General features: G+C 62.0%; 15 protein-coding genes and 1 tRNA gene. 9 read left to right on the top strand and 7 right to left on the bottom strand.

The features are described 5' to 3' along the window. Positions 1–601 precede the first annotated feature (601 nt). Positions 602–675: transfer RNA gene (locus AC1DLV_RS06030), tRNA-Gln, on the bottom strand. Between the two features lie 112 nt (positions 676–787). Next, positions 788–1,732, bottom strand: coding sequence for a lysylphosphatidylglycerol synthase transmembrane domain-containing protein (locus tag AC1DLV_RS06025; protein WP_476798650.1), 945 nt, complete (start codon positions 1,730–1,732; stop codon positions 788–790). 290 nt (positions 1,733–2,022) lie between these two features. Between AC1DLV_RS06025 and AC1DLV_RS06020 the strand changes: the two genes are divergently transcribed. Further along, positions 2,023–3,375: a Ppx/GppA phosphatase family protein gene (locus AC1DLV_RS06020; RefSeq protein WP_476798649.1), complete on the top strand. Its 1,353-nt coding sequence runs from the start codon at positions 2,023–2,025 to the stop codon at positions 3,373–3,375. After that, positions 3,372–4,094 carry an RlmE family RNA methyltransferase gene (locus AC1DLV_RS06015; RefSeq protein ID WP_476798648.1) on the top strand — a complete coding sequence of 241 codons (723 nt, stop codon included), beginning with the start codon at positions 3,372–3,374 and terminating at the stop codon, positions 4,092–4,094. Before AC1DLV_RS06020 ends, AC1DLV_RS06015 begins: the two co-directional genes overlap by 4 nt. On the opposite strand, the gene AC1DLV_RS06010 is transcribed toward AC1DLV_RS06015, so the two are convergent. Continuing rightward, positions 4,089–5,498, bottom strand: a complete 1,410-nt coding sequence (locus AC1DLV_RS06010) for an MFS transporter (RefSeq protein ID WP_476798647.1) — start codon at positions 5,496–5,498, stop codon at positions 4,089–4,091. The genes AC1DLV_RS06015 and AC1DLV_RS06010 overlap by 6 nt on opposite strands. A gap of 318 nt (positions 5,499–5,816) precedes the next feature. Here AC1DLV_RS06010 and guaB point away from each other — a divergent pair, with 318 nt between their 5' ends. Genes guaB through AC1DLV_RS05995 form a run of 3 tightly spaced genes read left to right on the top strand, consistent with a single transcriptional unit; the run spans position 5,817 to position 8,351 of the window. Next, the gene (gene guaB / locus AC1DLV_RS06005; protein WP_476798646.1) at positions 5,817–7,319 is read left to right on the top strand and encodes an IMP dehydrogenase; all 1,503 of its coding nucleotides are present in this window, start codon (positions 5,817–5,819) and stop codon (positions 7,317–7,319) included. 5 nt (positions 7,320–7,324) lie between these two features. Next, entirely contained in the window at positions 7,325–7,879 is a 555-nt protein-coding gene (locus AC1DLV_RS06000) for a hypothetical protein (protein WP_476798645.1), read from the top strand. Between the two features lie 52 nt (positions 7,880–7,931). Further along, on the top strand, positions 7,932–8,351 hold the full coding sequence (locus AC1DLV_RS05995; RefSeq protein WP_476798644.1) for an MAPEG family protein: 420 nt from the start codon (positions 7,932–7,934) through the stop codon (positions 8,349–8,351). A 10-nt stretch (positions 8,352–8,361) separates the two neighbouring features. On the opposite strand, the gene rnd is transcribed toward AC1DLV_RS05995, so the two are convergent. After that, a complete protein-coding gene (rnd, locus tag AC1DLV_RS05990; protein ID WP_476836129.1) occupies positions 8,362–9,522 on the bottom strand; it encodes a ribonuclease D in 1,161 nt (386 codons plus the stop codon). 85 nt (positions 9,523–9,607) lie between these two features. Beyond that, positions 9,608–10,864 carry an MFS transporter gene (locus tag AC1DLV_RS05985; RefSeq protein ID WP_476798898.1) on the bottom strand — a complete coding sequence of 419 codons (1,257 nt, stop codon included), beginning with the start codon at positions 10,862–10,864 and terminating at the stop codon, positions 9,608–9,610. A 164-nt stretch (positions 10,865–11,028) separates the two neighbouring features. On the opposite strand from AC1DLV_RS05985, the gene AC1DLV_RS05980 reads away from it, so the two are divergent. Both AC1DLV_RS05980 and aspS read left to right on the top strand, forming a co-directional pair. Continuing rightward, a complete protein-coding gene (locus AC1DLV_RS05980; RefSeq protein WP_476798642.1) occupies positions 11,029–11,448 on the top strand; it encodes a GNAT family N-acetyltransferase in 420 nt (139 codons plus the stop codon). Positions 11,449–11,590: 142 nt separating this feature from the next. Further along, on the top strand, positions 11,591–13,381 hold the full coding sequence (aspS, locus tag AC1DLV_RS05975) for an aspartate--tRNA ligase (RefSeq protein WP_476798641.1): 1,791 nt from the start codon (positions 11,591–11,593) through the stop codon (positions 13,379–13,381). A gap of 188 nt (positions 13,382–13,569) precedes the next feature. Here aspS and AC1DLV_RS05970 read toward each other — a convergent pair whose 3' ends face one another. Continuing rightward, the gene (locus AC1DLV_RS05970) at positions 13,570–14,763 is read right to left on the bottom strand and encodes a hypothetical protein (protein WP_476798897.1); all 1,194 of its coding nucleotides are present in this window, start codon (positions 14,761–14,763) and stop codon (positions 13,570–13,572) included. 266 nt (positions 14,764–15,029) lie between these two features. On the opposite strand from AC1DLV_RS05970, the gene parC reads away from it, so the two are divergent. Then, positions 15,030–17,336 carry a DNA topoisomerase IV subunit A gene (gene parC, locus AC1DLV_RS05965; RefSeq protein WP_476798640.1) on the top strand — a complete coding sequence of 769 codons (2,307 nt, stop codon included), beginning with the start codon at positions 15,030–15,032 and terminating at the stop codon, positions 17,334–17,336. 208 nt (positions 17,337–17,544) lie between these two features. Beyond that, positions 17,545–18,708, top strand: coding sequence for an AI-2E family transporter (locus AC1DLV_RS05960; RefSeq protein WP_476798639.1), 1,164 nt, complete (start codon positions 17,545–17,547; stop codon positions 18,706–18,708). Between the two features lie 3 nt (positions 18,709–18,711). Here AC1DLV_RS05960 and AC1DLV_RS05955 read toward each other — a convergent pair whose 3' ends face one another. Beyond that, positions 18,712–19,611 (bottom strand): DMT family transporter, encoded by a 900-nt coding sequence (locus AC1DLV_RS05955; RefSeq protein ID WP_476798638.1) that lies wholly within the window; start codon positions 19,609–19,611, stop codon positions 18,712–18,714. Positions 19,612–19,640 lie beyond the last annotated feature (29 nt).

Genomic DNA, 19,640 nt, shown 5'->3' with positions numbered 1-19,640 from the left:
GCTGCACCGCCCAAAGATCGGCGACCTCTGCCCTGACAGCAAGCGCTAGCGCCTGGCGAAATAGGGGAGACCAGTGCTGGAAAGATGTATGGGCTTCCAACCCCCGAGCTGCACAACTGAGCCCAATTTGATGCAGCTAATGACAGTGTTTGGAGATGGCACTTTGGGGCCCGCGACGTCAACGCGACGCGCGTCAAGCGGGCGCAACATGCCGGCATGGTGGTGCCGATCAATCCGGCTGTGACCGGCCTTGGCGCGGCGTTTGTCGCGCCAGTGCGCGAAACGGCGATGCCGGTCATCGGACATGGCCCCGCTAACTAGCGAGCCGACGACCGCACCGGCCAGCGCTGCCCAGAATTCATTCAATTTGAACCCCATGTCGCGCTCTATGGCGCGTGTAGCTGCTGAGTGTGGGCGAGCAGCCTCGGAAATCAAGCGAGGCATAGGCCGTGTGCACGACTGACCATGTCGCGTCAGGCGGCCGAGGTTAGCCAAAAACCCCGGAAATCAGCCATTGTCAGTTGCAACATGATGCGACATGGCAAAGCACAAATCAGATCGGTGCTGAGTATCTAAGTCGCTGATTTCATTTGAAAAATAATGGCTGGGGAACCTGGATTCGAACCAGGACTAACGGAGTCAGAGTCCGTGGGTCTACCGTTAACCTATTCCCCAGCAGGCCGATTTTTGGTTCGGCCGCGACGCTATCTCGATAACGCCGCCGGTGCGCGCCTTGTAGCCACCGCCGGGAAATAGTCAACCCTGTTCGGTGCTGCAATTTCAGTTTTCAGGCTTTGCCTTGCTTGTCGCCGCGTCCGAACTGCGAATGCTCGAAGGCAAGCACTGCGATGATGCCCAAGATGAGCGGGATGATGAGATAGAAAAGCCGGAATACCAGGAGTGCGGCCAGTACTGCTGCAGGATCCATTTCCGAAAGGCCGGTGAGAAAGACGACTTCGAGCACGCCGAGCCCGCCTGGCGCGTGCGAAGCCTGCGCCACGGCGAAGGAGAAAAGGAAGATGCCGAGCACGATCACATAGCCCGGATTGTGCTCGGCAGGCAGCGCAAAGTAGATGATCGCCGCAGCTGCGAGAATCTCCAGCGGGCCGATGGTCAGCTGCCGCGCAACGATCGGCAATGCCGGATAGTGCAGGCGGAAATTGCGGATGGCGAGTGGCTTGAGATGCAGCCAGCTGCCGAACACATAGGCGCTGACGAACAGCAGCATGGCGATGCCGAGTGCCGTCCACCAGCCTTCGTGGCTGCCTTCAGTGTAGCGGTCGAGCAGGCCCGGTTCGAGCAGAATCACCACGGCGCCGACAAACACGCTCGACAGCACGAAGGTGAACCAGCAAATGCCGACGAGTATGCCCACTTCCTGGCCAGTGAGGCCCTTGGTGGCGTAAGCACGATAGCGGATGACAGCGCCTGAAAACACCGAGCCGCCAATGTTGTGCGACAGCGCATAGGTGGTGAAGGAGCAGACGGTGACGAAGAACCATGACACGCGCTTGCCCAGATGCAGCAGTGCTATGTGGTCGTAGCCGGCAAGGGCGGCATAAGCGACGATAGAACTGAGGGCCGAAAGAATCCATCCATGCTGGGGGATGGCGGTGAGGCCGCTCCAGACATCGTCTAGGGAGATTTCACGCCACTCATGATAGAGCAGCCAGGCAGAAACGGCGACGGCGGCGAGCCCGATGACGGGCCAGATATAGTCCTTGATTCTCATGCGGCAGCGCTTGCCCGCTCCTTCCTGTCTGGCGTTTCAGTGCCTCGCGTTGGCTATGCGTCCGCTCGCATGTCCGGGTCGTCTTTCAGCTTTGCCTCATTGAAGCCGGCACTTCAACCCGAGCTGCGGTATTCGATGCAAGTGGTCGGTCATGCGCGAGGGACGGGCCAAAATTCCGCACGAGCGGGCCTTGGTGATCTCGCCCAGCGCTGATACTCTGCCGGCAACACAAAATGAGTGCGCCTGCAGCGTCCGAAACGGTTCGCGCGGCGCTAGAAGGAAGTTGCAAGGTGAAGGACCGCGATCCCGTCGCTGGTGCGTCGGATGCGGGTGTCTCCGGGAATGTTTCGTCGCCTCACGGCGCGGGCCGATCTCAAAAAGGCCGTAAGGCCGCCGCGCGACCGGTCAACGGTCACGGCAATGGGGACGCTGCGCAACACAATGGAAAGACCCGGAAAAGGCGCAAGCGCCGTCGCGGACGCAAGGTTTTTGCGCGTGATGGCGTTCAGTCCAATGGTGCACAGGCTGAGCTAGCCAGTCCGCAGCTACAGACCCGACCGAGCGTCCAACCAACCATTCCGAGCCCGGTCGCAAGGCAGGAGCAGGCCGAACAGCCGCGTCGTGTGCCGACGTCGGAGCTGCCGGTTTTTGCCGCACTCGACCTCGGCACCAACAATTGCCGGCTGCTCGTGGCCGTGCCCGGCCGGCCCGGGCAGTTCCGGGTGATCGATGCGTTTTCGCGTATCGTGCGGCTCGGCGAGGGGCTCACGTCCTCAGGACGACTCGGCCAGGCGGCGATGGACCGCGCGGTCGAAGCGCTCAAGGTGTGCAGCGACAAGCTGCGCAACCGCAAGATCAAGAAGGCGCGGCTGATCGCGACCGAAGCCTGCCGTTCGGCCGAAAATGGTGCGGAGTTCATTGACCGCGTCGAGCGCGAGGCTGGCCTGAAGCTCGAGATCATCGACCGCCAGACCGAGGCGCGGCTTGCCGTTTCCGGCTGTGGGTCGCTGGTCGAGCGCGATACCGATGGCGTGGTGCTGTTCGACATTGGCGGCGGTTCGTCGGAGATCGCGCTGATCGACGTGTCGCGTCACCGCTCGCCGCGCCTGGCGAATCACATCGTCTCGTGGACCTCGCTTCCGGTGGGGGTGGTTTCGCTCGCTGAGCGTTTCGGCGGCCGCACGGTAACGCGCGAGATCTTTGCCGCCATGGTCGAGGATGTCGCTGCCCGTTTGCGCGCGTTTGACGGGCGCGACCGGCTCAGCCATATCGTGTCGAGCCCGAAGTTCCATTTGCTGGGAACGTCGGGCACGGTAACGACGCTTGCCGGCGTGCATCTCGAACTCGACCGCTACGACCGCCGCCGCGTCGATGGTCTGTGGATGGACGGCACGAGCGTCGACCAGATGGTCGAAAAGGTGCTCGGCTGGGACTTCAACCAGCGCGTGGCGAACCCTTGCATCGGCGCCGACCGGGCCGACCTCGTCTTGGCGGGCTGCGCTATCCTCGAGGCCATCCGCGCGGTGTGGCCATCGGAGAGACTGCGCGTCGCCGATCGCGGCTTGCGTGAAGGCATTTTGAGCGAATTGATGGCCGACGACGGCGTGTGGCGCCGCAACTGGCGGAACGGACAGCGTATATGACCAAGAAACCGACAAAACCAGGAGTAGCGGCGGGCGCCACGCGCGTGCTCCGCACCAAGATCAAGAAGAAGCGCGGCCTCAAGGAATCGTCGCGGCGCTGGCTCGAACGTCACATGAACGATCCTTACGTCCAGCGTTCCAAGGCCGATGGCTTCAGATCGCGCGCGGCCTACAAGCTGATCGAGATCGACGACAAGCATCATCTGCTCAAGCCTGGCATGAAGATCATCGATCTGGGTGCGGCACCTGGCGGCTGGTGCCAGGTGGCGGCCGCGCGCACCAATTCGACAGCGGAAAATCCGCATGTCGTGGGTATCGACTATCTCGAAATGGATCCGGTGCCCGGCGCGCCTGTCCTGCTGATGGACTTCCTCGACGAGGTGGCGCCCGCACGCCTGTCTGAGGCGCTCGGCGGCGCGCCCGACCTGGTGCTGTCCGACATGGCGGCACCGACGACCGGGCATCGCCGCACGGATCATATCCGCACCATGCATCTGTGCGAGGTCGCCGCTGATTTCGCCATTTCGGTGCTCAAGCCCGGCGGGCACTTCCTGGCCAAGACGTTTCAGGGCGGAACAGAATCCGACCTTTTGAACCTGCTCAAGAAGAATTTCCGCACCGTCCAGCACGTCAAGCCGCCGGCGTCGCGTGAGGAATCGGCCGAACTGTACCTGCTCGCCAAGGACTTCAAGGGCAAGGCCGAGCCAGACGCCTCATAGTTGCTGCGGCTCGTCTGCGGTGTTGCGCGCCAAGCGGTGACCCGAGATGGCATTGCCAGCATCGGGTGCCATGCGCGCATACATCAGAGCCGGCAGCAGCGAAATGACGGCGACCGTCAGGAACGCAAAGGTGAAGCCCGCGCCGCCGATCGCCTGGCCAGTGGCCAGTGACCAGATCTCGAGCGCACCGCCACCGATGGCCACGCCCAACGCGACCGAAGTCTGCTGGGCGACTGCCGAAATGGCTGTGGCCTGGCCGCTCTGGGACGCCTCGATGTCGGCAAAGACCAGCGCGTTCGACGAAGTGAAAAACAGCGAGCGCAGGAAGCCGGCCAGGAAAAGCACCGACAGGATCGCCAGATAAGGCGTTTGCGGGGTGAACAATGCGTTGGCGGCCATCAGGCCGGCCGACATGACCGACGCGACCACTAAAACGTTGCGAAAGCCCGTTGTCCTCAGGATCCTCGGCGCCACGAACTTCATCGACAGCGCACCTGCTGCTGTGGCGAAGGTAATCATGCCGGACTGGAACGGCGACAGGCCGAAACCGAGCTGAAACAGCAGCGGCAAAAGGAATGGTGCGGCGCCGACGCCGACGCGAAACAATGAGCCGCCGACGATGGCGGTGCGGAAGACCGGATTGGCGAAGAGATTGAGGTCGAGCAGCGGGTAGGGTGTGCTGCGCGCGTGGCGGACGTAAAGCAGGCCGGCGACCACGCCGATGACGATGGTGATCGCACCGACGGCCGGCGGCAGTGCCGGCAAGCTGACCACCGACAGGCCAAAGACCACGCCTGATGCAGCGATGGCCGACAGGAAGAAGCCGGGCACGTCGATAGGCCGTGTCGCTTCGGGCGGTATCTCGGGCAGGAAGATCCCTGACAGCCAGATGCCGATCACACCGATCGGAATGTTGATCAGGAAGATCCAGTGCCAGGAAAAGAACGTGGTGATGAAGCCGCCGACCGGTGGTCCGATCAATGGGCCGACGAGTGCAGGGATGGTCAGCGTTGCCATTGCCGCGACCAGTCCGCTCTTTTCCGTCGTGCGCACCAGAACGAGCCGCGCCACGGGCGTCATCATCGATCCGCCCATGCCTTGCAAGAAGCGGGCGAGCACGAACGCGCTCAGCGAGTCTGACATGGCGCAAGCGATGGAGCCCAGCATGAACACGGCGATTGCGACGCGGAAGACGAGCTTCGCGCCAAAGCGGTCGGCCATCCACGAACTGATCGGGATGAAGATGGCGAGCGAAACCAGATAGGCGGTCAGCGCAAGCTTGAGCGCAATCGGGCTGGTGCCGATGTCGGTGGCGATCGCGGGCAATGAGGTTGCGATGACCGTCGAGTCCATGTTTTCCATGAACAGGGCGACGGCAAGGATCAGCGGCGTGGTTCTATTCACGAAAGTGTCCGGCTTGAAGTCTGCAACAGCGGCCGCTGGCTCAGCCGTATCGGTGGGTTAGCATGGATATGCCTGCCTGTCCGCTGCCAGGACCTGCCGCTTCTCAAGGCCAGTCGGTTAGAACCGTCGACCTCACTCGCATAACGTTAGGTCTAGGCAATGCGTTCCAGTAGTGAACTGCGTCGATTGGCCTTCATCACGTGCTTTTCATCGAACCGAAGACGTGGTACCAGCCAGCGCCAATCCTGAAAGGGAAAAGACGAGTCGGCGCTGCATACCAATGGTTCCAGCGTCCTTTGACGCATTCCGAGGTTGGCCATGGCAAAAATCATTGAATCCTCCACCGGCGCGCTGGCGCTGACCTTTGACGACGTGCTGTTGCAGCCCGGTCATTCCGAGGTCATGCCCGGCGAGACCGACATCAGCACCCGTATCGCAGGCGACATCGACCTCAACATTCCGATCATTTCGGCCGCCATGGACACGGTGACGGAAGCGCGGCTTGCCATCGCCATGTCCCAGGCTGGCGGCATCGGCGTCATCCACCGAAACTTCACCCCGGCCGAACAGGCCGAGCAGGTCCGCCAGGTCAAGAAGTTCGAATCGGGCATGGTGGTCAACCCGGTTACCATCGGCCCTGATGCAACCCTGGCTGACGCACGCGCTCTGATGCGGGCGCATGGCATCTCCGGTATTCCCGTCGTCGAGAACGGCGGCACCGGTGGACAAAAGACTGGGCGCCTCGTCGGCATCCTGACCAACCGCGACGTGCGCTTTGCTTCCGACCCGGCGCAGAAGGTCTATGAACTGATGACGCGCGAGAACCTGATCACCGTCAAGGAGACGGTCGAGCAGGAAGAAGCCAAGCGGCTCTTGCACCAGCACCGCATCGAAAAGCTGCTCGTCGTCGACAAGCACGGCAATTGCGTCGGCCTCATCACCGTCAAGGACATGGAGAAGTCGCAACTCAACCCGAACGCGTCCAAGGACGGGCAGGGACGCCTGCGGGCGGCGGCTGCCACCAGCGTTGGCGATGACGGCTTCGAGCGTGCCGAGCGTCTGATCGACGCGGGCGTCGATCTGCTCGTCATCGACACCGCGCATGGCCATTCGCAGCGCGTGCTCGATGCGGTAGCTCGCGCCAAGAAGATCTCCAACTCCGTGCGCATCATGGCCGGCAACGTCGCCACTGCCGATGGCACCCGGGCGCTGATCGACGCTGGCGCCGACGCCGTCAAGGTCGGCATCGGACCGGGCTCGATCTGCACGACGCGTATCGTTGCCGGTGTGGGTGTACCCCAGCTCTCGGCCATCATGTCGGCGGTCGAGGCAGCGCAGAAGGCCGGCGTGACGGTCATCGCCGACGGCGGCATCAAATATTCGGGCGACCTGGCCAAGGCGCTCGCCGCTGGTGCTGGTGCTGCCATGATCGGCTCGCTGCTCGCCGGCACCGAAGAGAGCCCGGGCGAGGTCTATCTGCATCAAGGCCGTTCGTTCAAAGCCTACCGCGGCATGGGCTCTGTCGGTGCGATGGCGCGCGGCTCGGCTGACCGCTACTTCCAGGCCGAAGTTCGCGACACGCTCAAGCTGGTGCCTGAGGGCATTGAGGGCCAGGTACCGTACAAGGGGCCCGTGGCCGGCGTGCTGCATCAGCTGGCGGGTGGCCTCAAGGCTGCGATGGGTTATGTCGGCGGGCGCGATCTTGCCGACTTCCGCGAACGCGCCACCTTCGTGCGCATTTCCAATGCCGGCCTGCGCGAGAGCCACGCCCACGACGTGACCATCACCCGCGAAAGCCCGAATTATCCCGGCGGGGTGTGAGGCGAATGACCGTACGGCTGCGGCGTCACGCGGCTGCTCTGAGTTTTGCCACGGCGGTGGTATTTGCCGCCATGGTTGCCCTGGAGTTCCTCTATTTCCGCAGGCTGAGCGGTGGCTTGACCTCGCTCGACCTGCGGTTCTGGGGCTTTTCCGAGGCCGAGGGTTTCGCTTGGGTCGCAGCACTCGGGCGTCGGGGTGCCGAGATCATTCTTGTCTGGCACTACCTGACCCTCGATCTGGTCTTTCCAGCACTGCTTTCCCTGACGCTGGCCAGCCTGATCCTGAAAGCCGGTGAACGCTTGCCGCGCTTTGCCGCCCTGACGCCAACCCTGCGCTCGGTCACAGCGCTAGCGCTGGTGTTGCCCTACGCGATTGCCGACTATGCCCAGAACTTCGTTGTCGCGCGCATTCTCTCCGATCCCCCAGCGGCGGGAGCGAGGTCGATGTCGCTGGCATCGGGGTTGATCGTGGCGAAGTTCGCGCTGGTAGCTGTGCCAGTTGTCGTTCTCGGAGCCTTTTTGCTGGCCGGGCAGCGGACAGGCCAAAACGTCAAGGGCTGAAGAGACTGCACGTTCGTTTCGCGTATCATCGGCAATCGCTGTTGGGGGAATCATGAACCAGACCGCCATTTTCTGGCCGATGCTCGCGCAAGTTCTTCTGGTCTACATCGTCTATGTGGTGCTTGGCATTCGCCGCAGACAGGCGGTTGTCTCGGGCGAGGCGCGGGTCAATCAGTTCAAGACGCGCTCGGCCGAGCCGGAATCGAGCGTTACGGTCGCCAACAACATCATCAACCAGTTTGAACTGCCGGTGCTGTTTTACGTCGCCTGCCTGTCGCTTTATGTGACAGAGGGCGCTTCCTATGTCAGCGTTGGGCTTGCCTGGCTGTTCGTTGCCACGCGTTGTGCGCACGCCTGGTTCCACCTGACCGCGAACCGGGTCATGTTGCGCAGCCGCGCCTTCATTTTGGGGTGGCTGGTGCTCGGGCTGCTTTGGATCTGGTTTGCCTTGCACCTTGCCGGCGCGGTCTGAGCCGCGCCGATCAGGCCTTCGAGATCTCGAACACCGCGATCTTGCGATTGTCGAACCGAATGGCGATCTCGCCGCGCACTAGCTTGAGTGCTGTCTCGCCGAACACCGAGCGGCGCCAGCCTTGAAGGGCAGGGACGTCGGCGGCCTCTCCTTCGGCTGCGATGCGGTCGATGTCGTCGCCGGAAGCGAGCACCTTGGGGGCGACGCCTTCCTTTTCGGAGACCAGGCGCAAAAGCACCTTGAGCAGCTCGGCGGCGGCACTTGAGCCTTCCGGCGGCTGGAATGTCTTGGGCAGCTTGGGCATCTGATCGCGCGGCATGTCGAGCGCTGCGTTAACGACCGCGAGCAGAGCGGTTGCCGATGACGAACGCTCCCAGCCCTTGGGGGTGGTCCGCAGCCGCGAAAGTGCTGTGGTATCGCGTGGCGCCTGCTGGGCCACCTCATAGATCGCATCGTCCTTGAGCACGCGCCCGCGCGGTACATTGCGCTCACGCGCCTCACGCTCGCGCCAGGCAGCGACCGCCTGGACGATGGCCAGTTCCTGTGGCTTGCGCAGCCGCATCTTGAGCCGCTTCCAGGCGTCTTCGGGGTGCGGATCGTAGGTCTCGCGCGAGGTCAGCACCTCCATCTCTTCCTTGAGCCAATCCGCGCGGCCTTCGCGCTCGAGCTCGGCGACGAGATGCTGATAGACGTCGATCAGGTGGGTCACGTCGGCCAGGGCGTAGTCGAGCTGCTTTTCCGATAGCGGCCTGTGGCGCCAGTCGGTGAAGCGCGACGATTTGTCGATGCGCCCGCCGGTGATCTTCTGGACGATCTGCTCGTATGAGACGCTGTCGCCGAAACCGCAGACCATGGCCGCAACCTGGGTGTCGAATACCGGGTGCGGGATCAGGCCGCCGAGATGGAAGACAATTTCGATGTCCTGCCGGGCGGCGTGGAAAACCTTGGTCACCGCCTCATTGGCCATCAGCGAAAAGAATGGCTTGAGATCGAGGCCGGGAGCGAGAGGATCGACCAAAGCCGATACCCCCGGCGCTGCCATCTGGATCAGGCAGAGCTCGGGCCAGAAAGTGGTTTCGCGAATGAACTCGGTGTCTACCGTGACGAAGTTGGATTTTTCGAGAGCGGCAATGACGGTTTCGAGTTCGTCCTGGGTCGTTATTACATGCATAATATTGCTTTGTTCAGAACGCGTTATCTTTCCATTTCAGTCGGGCGACCTTTCGTCAAGGACCTGTAGCACCAGCATGGAAAGTCTAGCCGGCGTCCGAGCCGTCGGTCGGCCCATTTCTGCGCGCGAGGCGCGCGAAGATGGGCGATGTTCTCAGCAGTGCGGTGAAGCGGCCGCGGTGGCCGGCAGGGACCGGTGAGCGCGATCCCATGCGGTAGACGATGACTGCCACGAACACGACGTAGACGGCAGCGCTGAAACTGAACAACGCATGCGGACCGTATCGCTCCATGACGATCGAGGCGACGAGCGGCCCAGCGATGGCGCCGACCGAGTAAAACAGCATCAGGGCGGCATTGATCAGCACGAACTCGCCCTTTTCCGCCCGGTCATTGGCGTGCGCCGCCGACAGCGAATAAAGCGGCATGGCAAACGAGCCGAAGATGAAGACGAGCACGAAATTTGCCAGCGGCGAGTTGCCGGCCAAAAAGACCAGCATCAGGGCCGAGGCCATTGCGCCAAATGTAGTGACCAGAAGCACCATCCGGCGATCCCACAGGTCGGACATGTAGCCGAGCGGATACTGGATGAGCGCGCCGCCGATGATGCCGACGCTGACGAAGGTGACGACATCGGTAACCGACAGCCCGATCTGTTCGGCGTAGATCGGGCTCAAGGTACGGAAGGCGCTGTTGGTGATGCCGACGAAAATACAGCCGATGCTGCCGAGCGGCGAGATCAGCCACGCCCGCTTGAGGTCGAGCTTGACGTCTTCTGGCGGCGTCGGATTGGAGCGGTCGCCAAGCGACACCGGCACCAGCGACAGCGTGATCATGATCGACATGATGGCAAAGATGGTGAACCCGCCCGCGCCAAAGACCGGTATCATGAACTGCGCGCCTGTCACCGAGCCGATGTCGATAATGCGGTAGACGGCGAGCACTCGGGCGCGGTCATGGTTCGAGACGCCGGAATTGAGCCAGCTCTCCATCACCGTAAACAGCCCGGCGAAGCAGAAACCCGTGGCAAAGCGGATCACCGACCACATCACCGGGTCGATGACGAGCACCAGGGTCAGCGTGGCCGAGGCGGCGATTGCAGCAAGTGCCGCGAAGGCCCGGACGTGGCCGACGGCCTTCATGATCCGCGTGATGAAGATGCAGCCGAGCAGGAAGCCCATGAAATAGGCTGTACCCATCAACCCGATGGTCGACGCCGAAAAGCCTTCCTGCGCGCCGCGCAGCGCAATCAAGGTGCTTTGCAGGCCGTTGCCGCCCAACAGGATGCCGGCGGTGATCAGGAGCGGGATGAGGGGACGTATGGAGGACATCAGGCACGCGATACAAAAGCTGAGGTGGCTACAGTTTGCCTGATCGGTCAATGGCAGACAGCCGCTGGTGCGACATATTCCGTCGACTGCGCCAACGTCGCCGCCGCGGAGGCGGTTAGCGTGCGCGCCGTCCGGCCGCTTGGCTGGAGCCTTTTGGCACGAACGAGGCCGCCGTAATGACGACATTGACCGTTAGCACCAGCATCGACGACGAGACCGCCCGTTTTATCGGCGACGGCTTGGATAAGTATAATTTCGATACCGCCGGACCATACAACGAACAAGACCTGTGGATCGTTGCTCGCGACGATGGACGGGCCATCGGTGGCCTCAAGGGGGTGTCCGAATATTCCTGGCTGTTTGTCGCGTGGCTGTGGATCAGCGCCGAGCACCGCAAGCAGGGACTTGGCGAGAAATTGCTGGCAAAGGCCGAAGAACAAGCTCGCCAGCGCGGCTGCATCGGCGTCTATCTCGATTCGTTTACGTTCCAGGCGCCGGACTTCTACAAGCGCTTGGGATATCAGGAGTTCGGGCGCATCGAGGATTTCCCGCCGGGACATTCCCGCGTCTGGTTGAAGAAAAGGCTTGAGCCATAAGGGCGAATACCCGGTCGCATCCTCGCCATCGCCGGCTTTACCTTGACAAAACCGGGCACCCATGCGCTTTTCGCGCCAAATTTCGGCCCGGGCGCATCGGACGCCCCGGCCGTATGACAACAGCCCGAACCGGAATATTGCCATGCACCGTTACCGCAGCCACACCTGCGCTCAATTGAGGAAATCCGACGTCGGCTCGACCGTTCGCCTGTCCGGCTGGGTCCATCGCGTACGAGATCACGGCGGCTTGCTGTTCATCGACATGCGCGACCACTACGGCCTGACCCAGATCGTCGCCGATCCCGATTCGCCCGCCTTCAAGGTCGCCGAGACCGTGCGGGGCGAGTGGGTCATCCGCGTCGACGGCGAGGTCAAGGCGCGCATGGCTGACGCCGTCAACGGCAACCTGCCGACGGGTGAGATCGAGGTTTTCGCCAGCGAGATCGAAGTGCTGTCGGCGTCCAAGGAACTGCCGCTGCCGGTGTTCGGCGAGCCTGAGTATCCCGAAGACATCCGCCTCAAGTACCGCTTCCTCGATCTGCGCCGCGAAACGCTGCACAAAAACATCGTGGCGCGCACCAAGATCATCGCCGAAATGCGCAAGCGCATGACCGACGAGGGCTTCACCGAATATTCGACGCCGATCCTGACGGCCTCGTCGCCGGAAGGCGCACGCGACTTCCTGGTGCCGTCGCGCATCCATCCGGGCAAGTTCTTTGCGTTGCCGCAGGCGCCGCAGCAGTACAAGCAGCTTTTGATGGTCGCGGGCTTTGACCGCTACTTCCAGATCGCGCCTTGCTTCCGCGACGAAGATCCGCGCGCCGACCGTCTGCCGGGCGAATTCTACCAGCTCGACCTTGAAATGAGCTTCGTCACCCAGGAAGACGTCTGGAACACGATGGAGCCGGTGATGCGCGGCGTGTTCGAGAAGTTTGCAGACGGCAAGCCGGTCACGCAGCAGTTCCGCCGCATTCCTTATGATACGGCGCTGCGCACCTACGGCAGCGACAAGCCCGACCTGCGCAACCCGATCGAGATCCAGGAAGTCACCAGCCATTTCGACGGTTCGGGCTTCAAGGTGTTCGCCGGCATGATCGCCTCGAACCCGAAGGTCGAAGTCTGGGCGATCCCGGCCAAGACTGGTGGTTCGCGCGCGTTCTGCGACCGCATGAACTCCTGGGCGCAGAGCGAAGGCCAGCCGGGCCTCGGCTACATCTTCTGGCGCAAGGAAGGTGACAAGCTCGAAGGTGCTGGCCCCATCGCCAAGAATATCGGCGAAGAGCGTACTGAAGCGATCCGCCAGCAGCTTGGCCTGTCCGATGGTGATGCCGCATTCTTCGTTGCCGGCGATCCCAAGAAGTTCGTTTCGTTTGCCGGTGCAGCCCGCACCCGCGCCGGCGAGGAACTCAACCTCGTCGACCGCGAGCGTTTCGAGCTGTGCTGGATCATCGACTTCCCGTTCTACGAATGGCTGGAAGACGAAAAGAAGATCGATTTCGCCCACAATCCGTTCTCGATGCCGCAGGGCGGCCTGGAAGCGCTGAACGGCCAGGACCCGCTGTCCATCAAGGCCTATCAGTACGACATGGTCTGCAACGGTTTCGAAATCGCGTCCGGTTCGATCCGCAATCAGCTGCCTGACCTGATGGTCAAGGCGTTCGAGCTGACCGGAAAGACACGCGACGAGGTCGAGGAGCAGTTCGGTGGCCTCTACCGCGCCTTCCAGTATGGCGCACCTCCACATGGCGGCATGGCTGCGGGCGTCGATCGCGTGATCATGTTGCTTGTCGGTGCCAAGAACCTGCGTGAAGTGACGCTGTTCCCGATGAACCAGCAGGCGCAGGATCTGCTGATGAACGCACCCGCCGAGGCTTCGCCGCTGCAGCTGCGCGAACTGTCGCTGCGCGTCGCGGTAGCTAAGAAAGAAGCTTAAGAAGTTCGCGCAAGCGACTCTTTCGACTCAGCAAAAAGCCCGGCATCGCTGCCGGGCTTTTTTCGTTTCAGGCCTTAGAGCATGATCCCGAAAAGGGGGAGCCGGTTTTCGGAAAAGATCACGCTCCAACAAGAAGATAGTGCCCCATTCCGATTTAATCGTAATGGGGCAGGCTCTAGCAGCCAAGATCAGTCCTGGTTGGCCGTGACCGTCAGGCCCAGCGTCTTGGGCAGGTCCTTGGGGTTCGACATGCCGCTTGCTGCCAAAAGCGCGAACGGAACCGGCGAGGCGGGCTTGGCGGCGATCTCGATCGACTTGGGGTTGTCGAGATAAGCGGTGACCGCCGTGGTGACCTGGGTCGCCAGCTCCGGATTGTTCAGTTCCATCATCAGGAACGGCACGATCGCCTTGGCCTGGTTGGCGATGTCCTTCGCCGTCATGTTCTGCTGCTTGGCGAGGAACTCGAGCACCTTGTTGGTCACCGAATCGTCGTCGAAGCGAACGGTCGCGCCGTGGAAGGTGAGCTGCTGCATCAGGCCGAGCATGGCGAGGCCCTGAGCCGAGTTGTCCGTGCCTTCCGGCTGGGCGGCCATCTTCTTTTGCAGGTCCTGCACCGACTTGAGGAAGTCGACAGTGTAACCGCCGAGATCAAAGGTCATGCCCAAGGTGCCGGCGTTGTCGACGGTGACGTCGTAGCTCGACAGCGCCATGCGGCCGTCGGTCGGCTGCCAGCTTCCTTCCATCTGGAAGTCGCCGCTGATGTTCTGGTAGCCAAGGGCTTCGATCGCTGCTTTCGACTGCGGGTCTTCGACAAGGGTCAGGTCAGCGGTGAACTTCTCGGCAGAGCCGGTGAATTCCATGGCATTGCCATCGGCCGGAGGCGTAATTTCGGCCTGGAAGTTGGTCATCTGGAAGGCTTGCTTGTCGCCAACCTTGACACTGACATTGTCGAGAGTTGCGGTCTCGTACATCAAAAACGATGCGAGCAAGTCGGTTGAGTCAGTTGCCGGCAGCGTCACATTGCCGAGCGTCAGCGGGCTGATGTCGACCTTTGCCGTGCCTTCGGTGACGCTGTAGGGCTCGGTTGTGATGGTCTCGATCTTGTAGCCGCGGTTTTCTTCGGTGATGCCGCTGAGAGTGACCTTGCCGATGGAAAGCGGCTTGCCTTCGCCAGCCATCGCGATGCTCGCCCCTTCGAGCACGGCCTCGGAAGCGTCGCCCGTCACGCCGGTCCAGGCGAGCGTCATGTTCTGGGCCGCCAGTACGCTCTTCAGTCTTTCGGCGACCGCGGTTGCATCCTGGGCCAGTGCTGCATTGAGCGGAAGCGTAAAGAGAAAGGTCGATAGTGCGAGCTTGCTGAATGCAGAGCGGTATTGCGTCATCATGGTTCCCTGAGACTGTGAGGATTCGTTCACGCCTCTCCTGTCCGCCAGGAACTGGACTGGAAAAAGGCATTGCGGCGACATTGGCCGCAATTCGCGCGAAAAGGCAACCACCGGCGCGCAGTACACGCAAGAATGGTGAAGGGTTGGTTGTGCGGAACGGCAGCATCGCCCTGCAATCAAACTTGTTTGCATGCGGCACCGCGACACTCTTGCTTTCGCCGAATGCCCTTGTCGCGAATCACCCGTTCCGCTAGTCCAAACCCATGGGAAAAGCGCTTTTGCCGCCCGGAAACGGTAGCGGCGACAACATTGAACCGGTCGATCTGAAGAAGGCGCTCGAAGAGCGCTATCTGGCCTATGCGCTATCGACGATCATGCACCGGGCATTGCCGGATGTGCGCGACGGACTGAAACCGGTCCATCGCCGCATCATGCACGCCATGCGGCTGCTCAGGCTCAATCCGGACCAGGGTTTTGCCAAATGCGCCCGCATCGTCGGCGAGGTCATGGGCAAGTTCCACCCGCATGGCGACCAGTCGATCTACGACGCGCTGGTGCGCCTCGCACAGGATTTTTCGGTCCGCTATCCGCTCGTCGACGGGCAGGGCAATTTCGGCAATATCGACGGCGATAGTGCCGCCGCCATGCGTTACACCGAAGCGCGCATGACCGAAGTGTCGGTTTCGCTGCTCGAAGGCATCACCGAGGATGCCGTCGACTACCGCCCGACCTACAACGAAGAAGACGAGGAACCCGTCGTTCTGCCCGGCGCGTTTCCCAACCTGCTCGCCAATGGTTCGTCCGGCATCGCGGTTGGCATGGCGACGTCGATCCCGCCGCACAACGCAGCTGAGCTGTGCAGTGCAGCCCTCTATCTCATCGACAATCCAGACGCTTCCGTCACCGACCTGATGACCTCCCCAGGCGAATGGGAGCGCATCAAGGACGATCCCGAACTGCGCCTCGCCTGCAAGGTGCGCGGTCCCGATCTGCCGACTGGCGGCAGCATCGACGACGACTGGGCCTCCATCGTCAACGCCTACGAGACGGGGCGTGGCGGCTTTCGCATGCGCGCCATGTGGCAGCAGGAAGACCAGGGCAGGGGCACCTGGAACCTAGTCGTCACCGAAATTCCCTATGGTGTGCAGAAGTCCCGGCTGATCGAAAAGATCGCCGAGCTTTTGATCGCCCGTAAACTGCCGCTGCTCGAGGATATCCGCGACGAGAGTGCCGAAGACATTCGTGTCGTTCTGGTGCCCAAGAGCCGCGCTGTCGATCCGGGCTTGTTGATGGAATCGCTGTTCAAGCTCACCGAGCTCGAAAGCCGCTTCCCGCTCAACATGAACGTACTGTCGCGCGGCAAGGTGCCGAACGTGCTGTCGCTCAAGAGCGTGCTGCGCGAATGGCTGGATCACCGTCGCGAGGTGCTGGTTCGCCGCTCGAAGTTCCGTCTCGGCGAGATCGAAAAACGCCTTGAAATCCTTGGCGGCTACCTGATCGCCTATCTCAATATCGATGAGGTGATCCGCATCATCCGCGAGGAGGATGAGCCCAAGCGCACGATGATGGCGCGTTGGGGCCTGACGGACAATCAGGCCGAAGCCATCCTCAACATGCGCCTGAGGGCGTTGCGCAAGCTCGAAGAATTCGAAATCCGCAAGGAATTCGATGCGCTGAGCACTGAAAAGAGCCAGATCGAAGCGTTGCTGGCGTCAGACGCCAAGCAGTGGGCGACCATCAAGTGGGAAGTGAGCGAAGTCCGCAGGCATTATGGTCCCGACACCAAGCTTGGCCGCCGGCGCACTGTTTTCGCCGAAGCGCCCGACCACGACCTGACCGATATCGCGCATGCCATGATCGAGAAGGAGCCGGTGACGGTCGTCGTCTCGGAAAAGGGCTGGCTGCGGGCGATGAAGGGCCATCTCGCCGACTATTCGCTGCTTACCTTCAAGGAAGGCGACAGCCTCAAGCTGGCGTTCCATGCCCAGACCACTGACAAGATTCTGGTCTTCACCACTGGCGGCAAGTTCTACACCATCGGTGCCGACCGCTTGCCGGGCGGGCGTGGCCATGGCGAACCGATCCGTATCATTGTCGATATGGACAATGATCAGGACATCGTCACCGCCTTTGTCCATGAGCCCAAGCGCAAGCTGCTGCTTGTCTCCCATGAGGGCAATGGCTTTGTCGTTGTCGAAGAAGAGGTCGTCGCCAACACTCGCAAGGGCAAGCAGGTGATGAACGTCAAGTCGCCTGACGAAGCTAAGCGCTGCATACCGCTTGTGGGCGACCATCTCGCCATCGTCGGTGAAAACCGCAAGATGCTGGTCTTCCCGCTTGAGCAGATCCCCGAGATGACGCGCGGCAAGGGTGTCAGGCTGCAGAAGTACAAGGACGGCGGCGTTCTCGACATGAAGCCCTTCACGATGGAAAACGGTCTCAGCTGGCTGGACTCGGCCGAACGCACCTTCACCCGGTCACGCGAGGAGTTGCTCGAATGGATCGGCACGCGTGCTACCGCCGGACGGATGGTGCCCAAGGGTTTTCCGCGCACTGGACGCTTTGGCTAAGGGCGAAATGACGCATTGAGCGGGTGCGGTGCGGCAAAGTTTTCGTGCGCGGCACCGCATTAGCCTCTATGATCTCCTCATCGGCCGCGAAGTCAGCGCCGGGCGTTAACACGGGTCCAATGCAGGGCCGAGGAGATCTAGGCCTTTGAATGTGACCAATCCCCGCAAACCGGAGCGAGAGCCGAGGCTGTTCGGCCCGTCCCAGCCCATGCGCGCAGCTTTGGTGCCGCCGCTTTCGGCGGCGCGCTGGCTGCTGGTGCTGATCGTTGCGGCGGGCATCTATTTCTTTCACGGCTTCCTGGTGCCGGTGCTGGCAGCACTGGTCATCGCCTTTGCCAGTTGGCCGCTCTATCGCCGGCTTTTGACGGCGGTCGACGGCAACAGGACCATTGGCGCCACGCTGGCGCTGCTGTTCATCATCGCCTTCCTCGTGGTGCCGATTTCTTTTGCCGCGACCTACACCGTCAACGAGATCCGCGAATGGGTCGGTTGGGCATTGGAGACCAATCGTCATGGCGCACCGACACCGGGTTGGATATTGAACCTTCCCGTCGTCGGCGATTGGCTGAATGAGCAGTGGGCGCGTTATGTCGGCCATCCCGGCGCGATCGGCGAACTGATCCAGCTCGTCAGCGGCGCCAATATCGGCACCATCTATCGCGGCGTACTTGCCGCCGGTGGCAGCGCCTTCGGCATCATTCTGACGCTGCTTTTCATGCTGATCGCCTTGTTCTTCACCTACCGTGATGGCGAATCCTTCGTCGCCCAGCTCGACGGGCTGGGTGAACGCATCTTTCCGATGCGCTGGGAGCGCATTTCGCGCGTTGTCCCCGCGACGATCAGCGCCACCGTTACCGGCATGACGCTGATCGCGATTGGCGAAGGCGTGGTGCTCGGCGTCGCATATTGGCTCGCCGGCGTGCCGTCGCCGGTGACGCTTGGCGTCATTACCGGCTTCATGGCGCTGATCCCAGGTGGTGCGCCTTTGTCGTTCAGCCTGGTCTCGGTCTATCTGATCGCCAGCGGCTCGCCGATTGCCGGCGTCGCCCTGTTTGCCTGGGGCTCGATCGAACTCTTCATCGTCGACAAGACGCTACGCCCCAAGCTTGTCGGCGGGCCGATCAAGCTGCCGTTCCTGCCGACCTTTTTCGGCCTCATCGGCGGCGTCAAGACGATGGGCTTTCTGGGCCTGTTCATCGGCCCGGTGCTGATGGCGCTGCTGGTCGCCATCTGGCGCGAGTGGATTCGCGAGATCGAGCTGAACGACGAGGCGGCGATGATCGGTGCCAATGTGCTGGCCGAGGGCGATGGTACGCGCACCATCGAGGCTTCCCGAGAGGACCTGCCGCCCAAGCGAACCAAGGCCGGTTAGCGCTCACACGGCCTGTTGGACGGCGGCGCTTGCCCGCCGTCTGCGGCCTTCAGAAAGCTGCCAGGCCGAGTGGGCGACGAGCGTGATGATGAGGATCGCTCCGCCGATCAGGCTGTTGCGCGTCGGCACCTCGGCGAAGATCATCCACACCCAGATCGGCGCCAACACCGTCTCGAGCAGATAGAACATCGCGACTTCTGGCCCGGAGATGTATTTCGGGCCGTTGGCGAGGCAGAAGAACGAGATCGGCATGATCACCGCGCCGTTGAAGATGATCCACCACGGGGCTTCGACCTTGAAGCCCGTCTTGGAAACCATGAAGGCAGCTACCAGGCAGGGCAGCAGAACGCCGACAAGCGCAGTGAACCCCATGTCCTTGCCGCTCGAGCGCGAAATGGTGATGGCCGAGGCGATGCAGAAGGCCGAGCAAACGGCCATCAGGTCGCCGAACAGATGGCCGGTGCCGATCGAGCTGCCAACGATGATGAGCACGCCCCCGACCATCGCCAGCATGGCAAGCATGGTTGCCGGTCGTGGCCTTTCCCTGAGGAATACCCATGACAGCACGGCCGCGAACACGGTGTTGAAGGCCAGGATGAACACCAGATTGGCTGTCGAGGTGTTGTAGACGGCGGTGATGAAGGCGATCGAGCCGAGACCGTAGAGACCGGCGACCACAAGGCCTGCCCGGCCGGGAATGAGTTGTGGCGCGTTACGGCTGAACGAACGCCAGACCAGCCAGATGACGATCGCTGCAACGAATGTCACACCGCTTCGCATCAACAGGATCGACCAGTTGTTGCCGTCGGCAAGCTTGATCAGCGGAATGTCGACGGTCAGCGCCAACCCGCCGAGGCCGGTCAGCAACAATCCCTTGGAGTGGTTCGATTGAGTGTTTGCCACGATTTCCCTGCCAGATGGTCGACGGCAGC

The sequence above is a fragment of the Aminobacter sp. 01T433 genome (assembly GCF_056398585.1).
The sequence above is the reverse complement of the archived record's forward strand: the minus strand, read 5'-3'. Positions and strand labels throughout refer to the sequence as shown.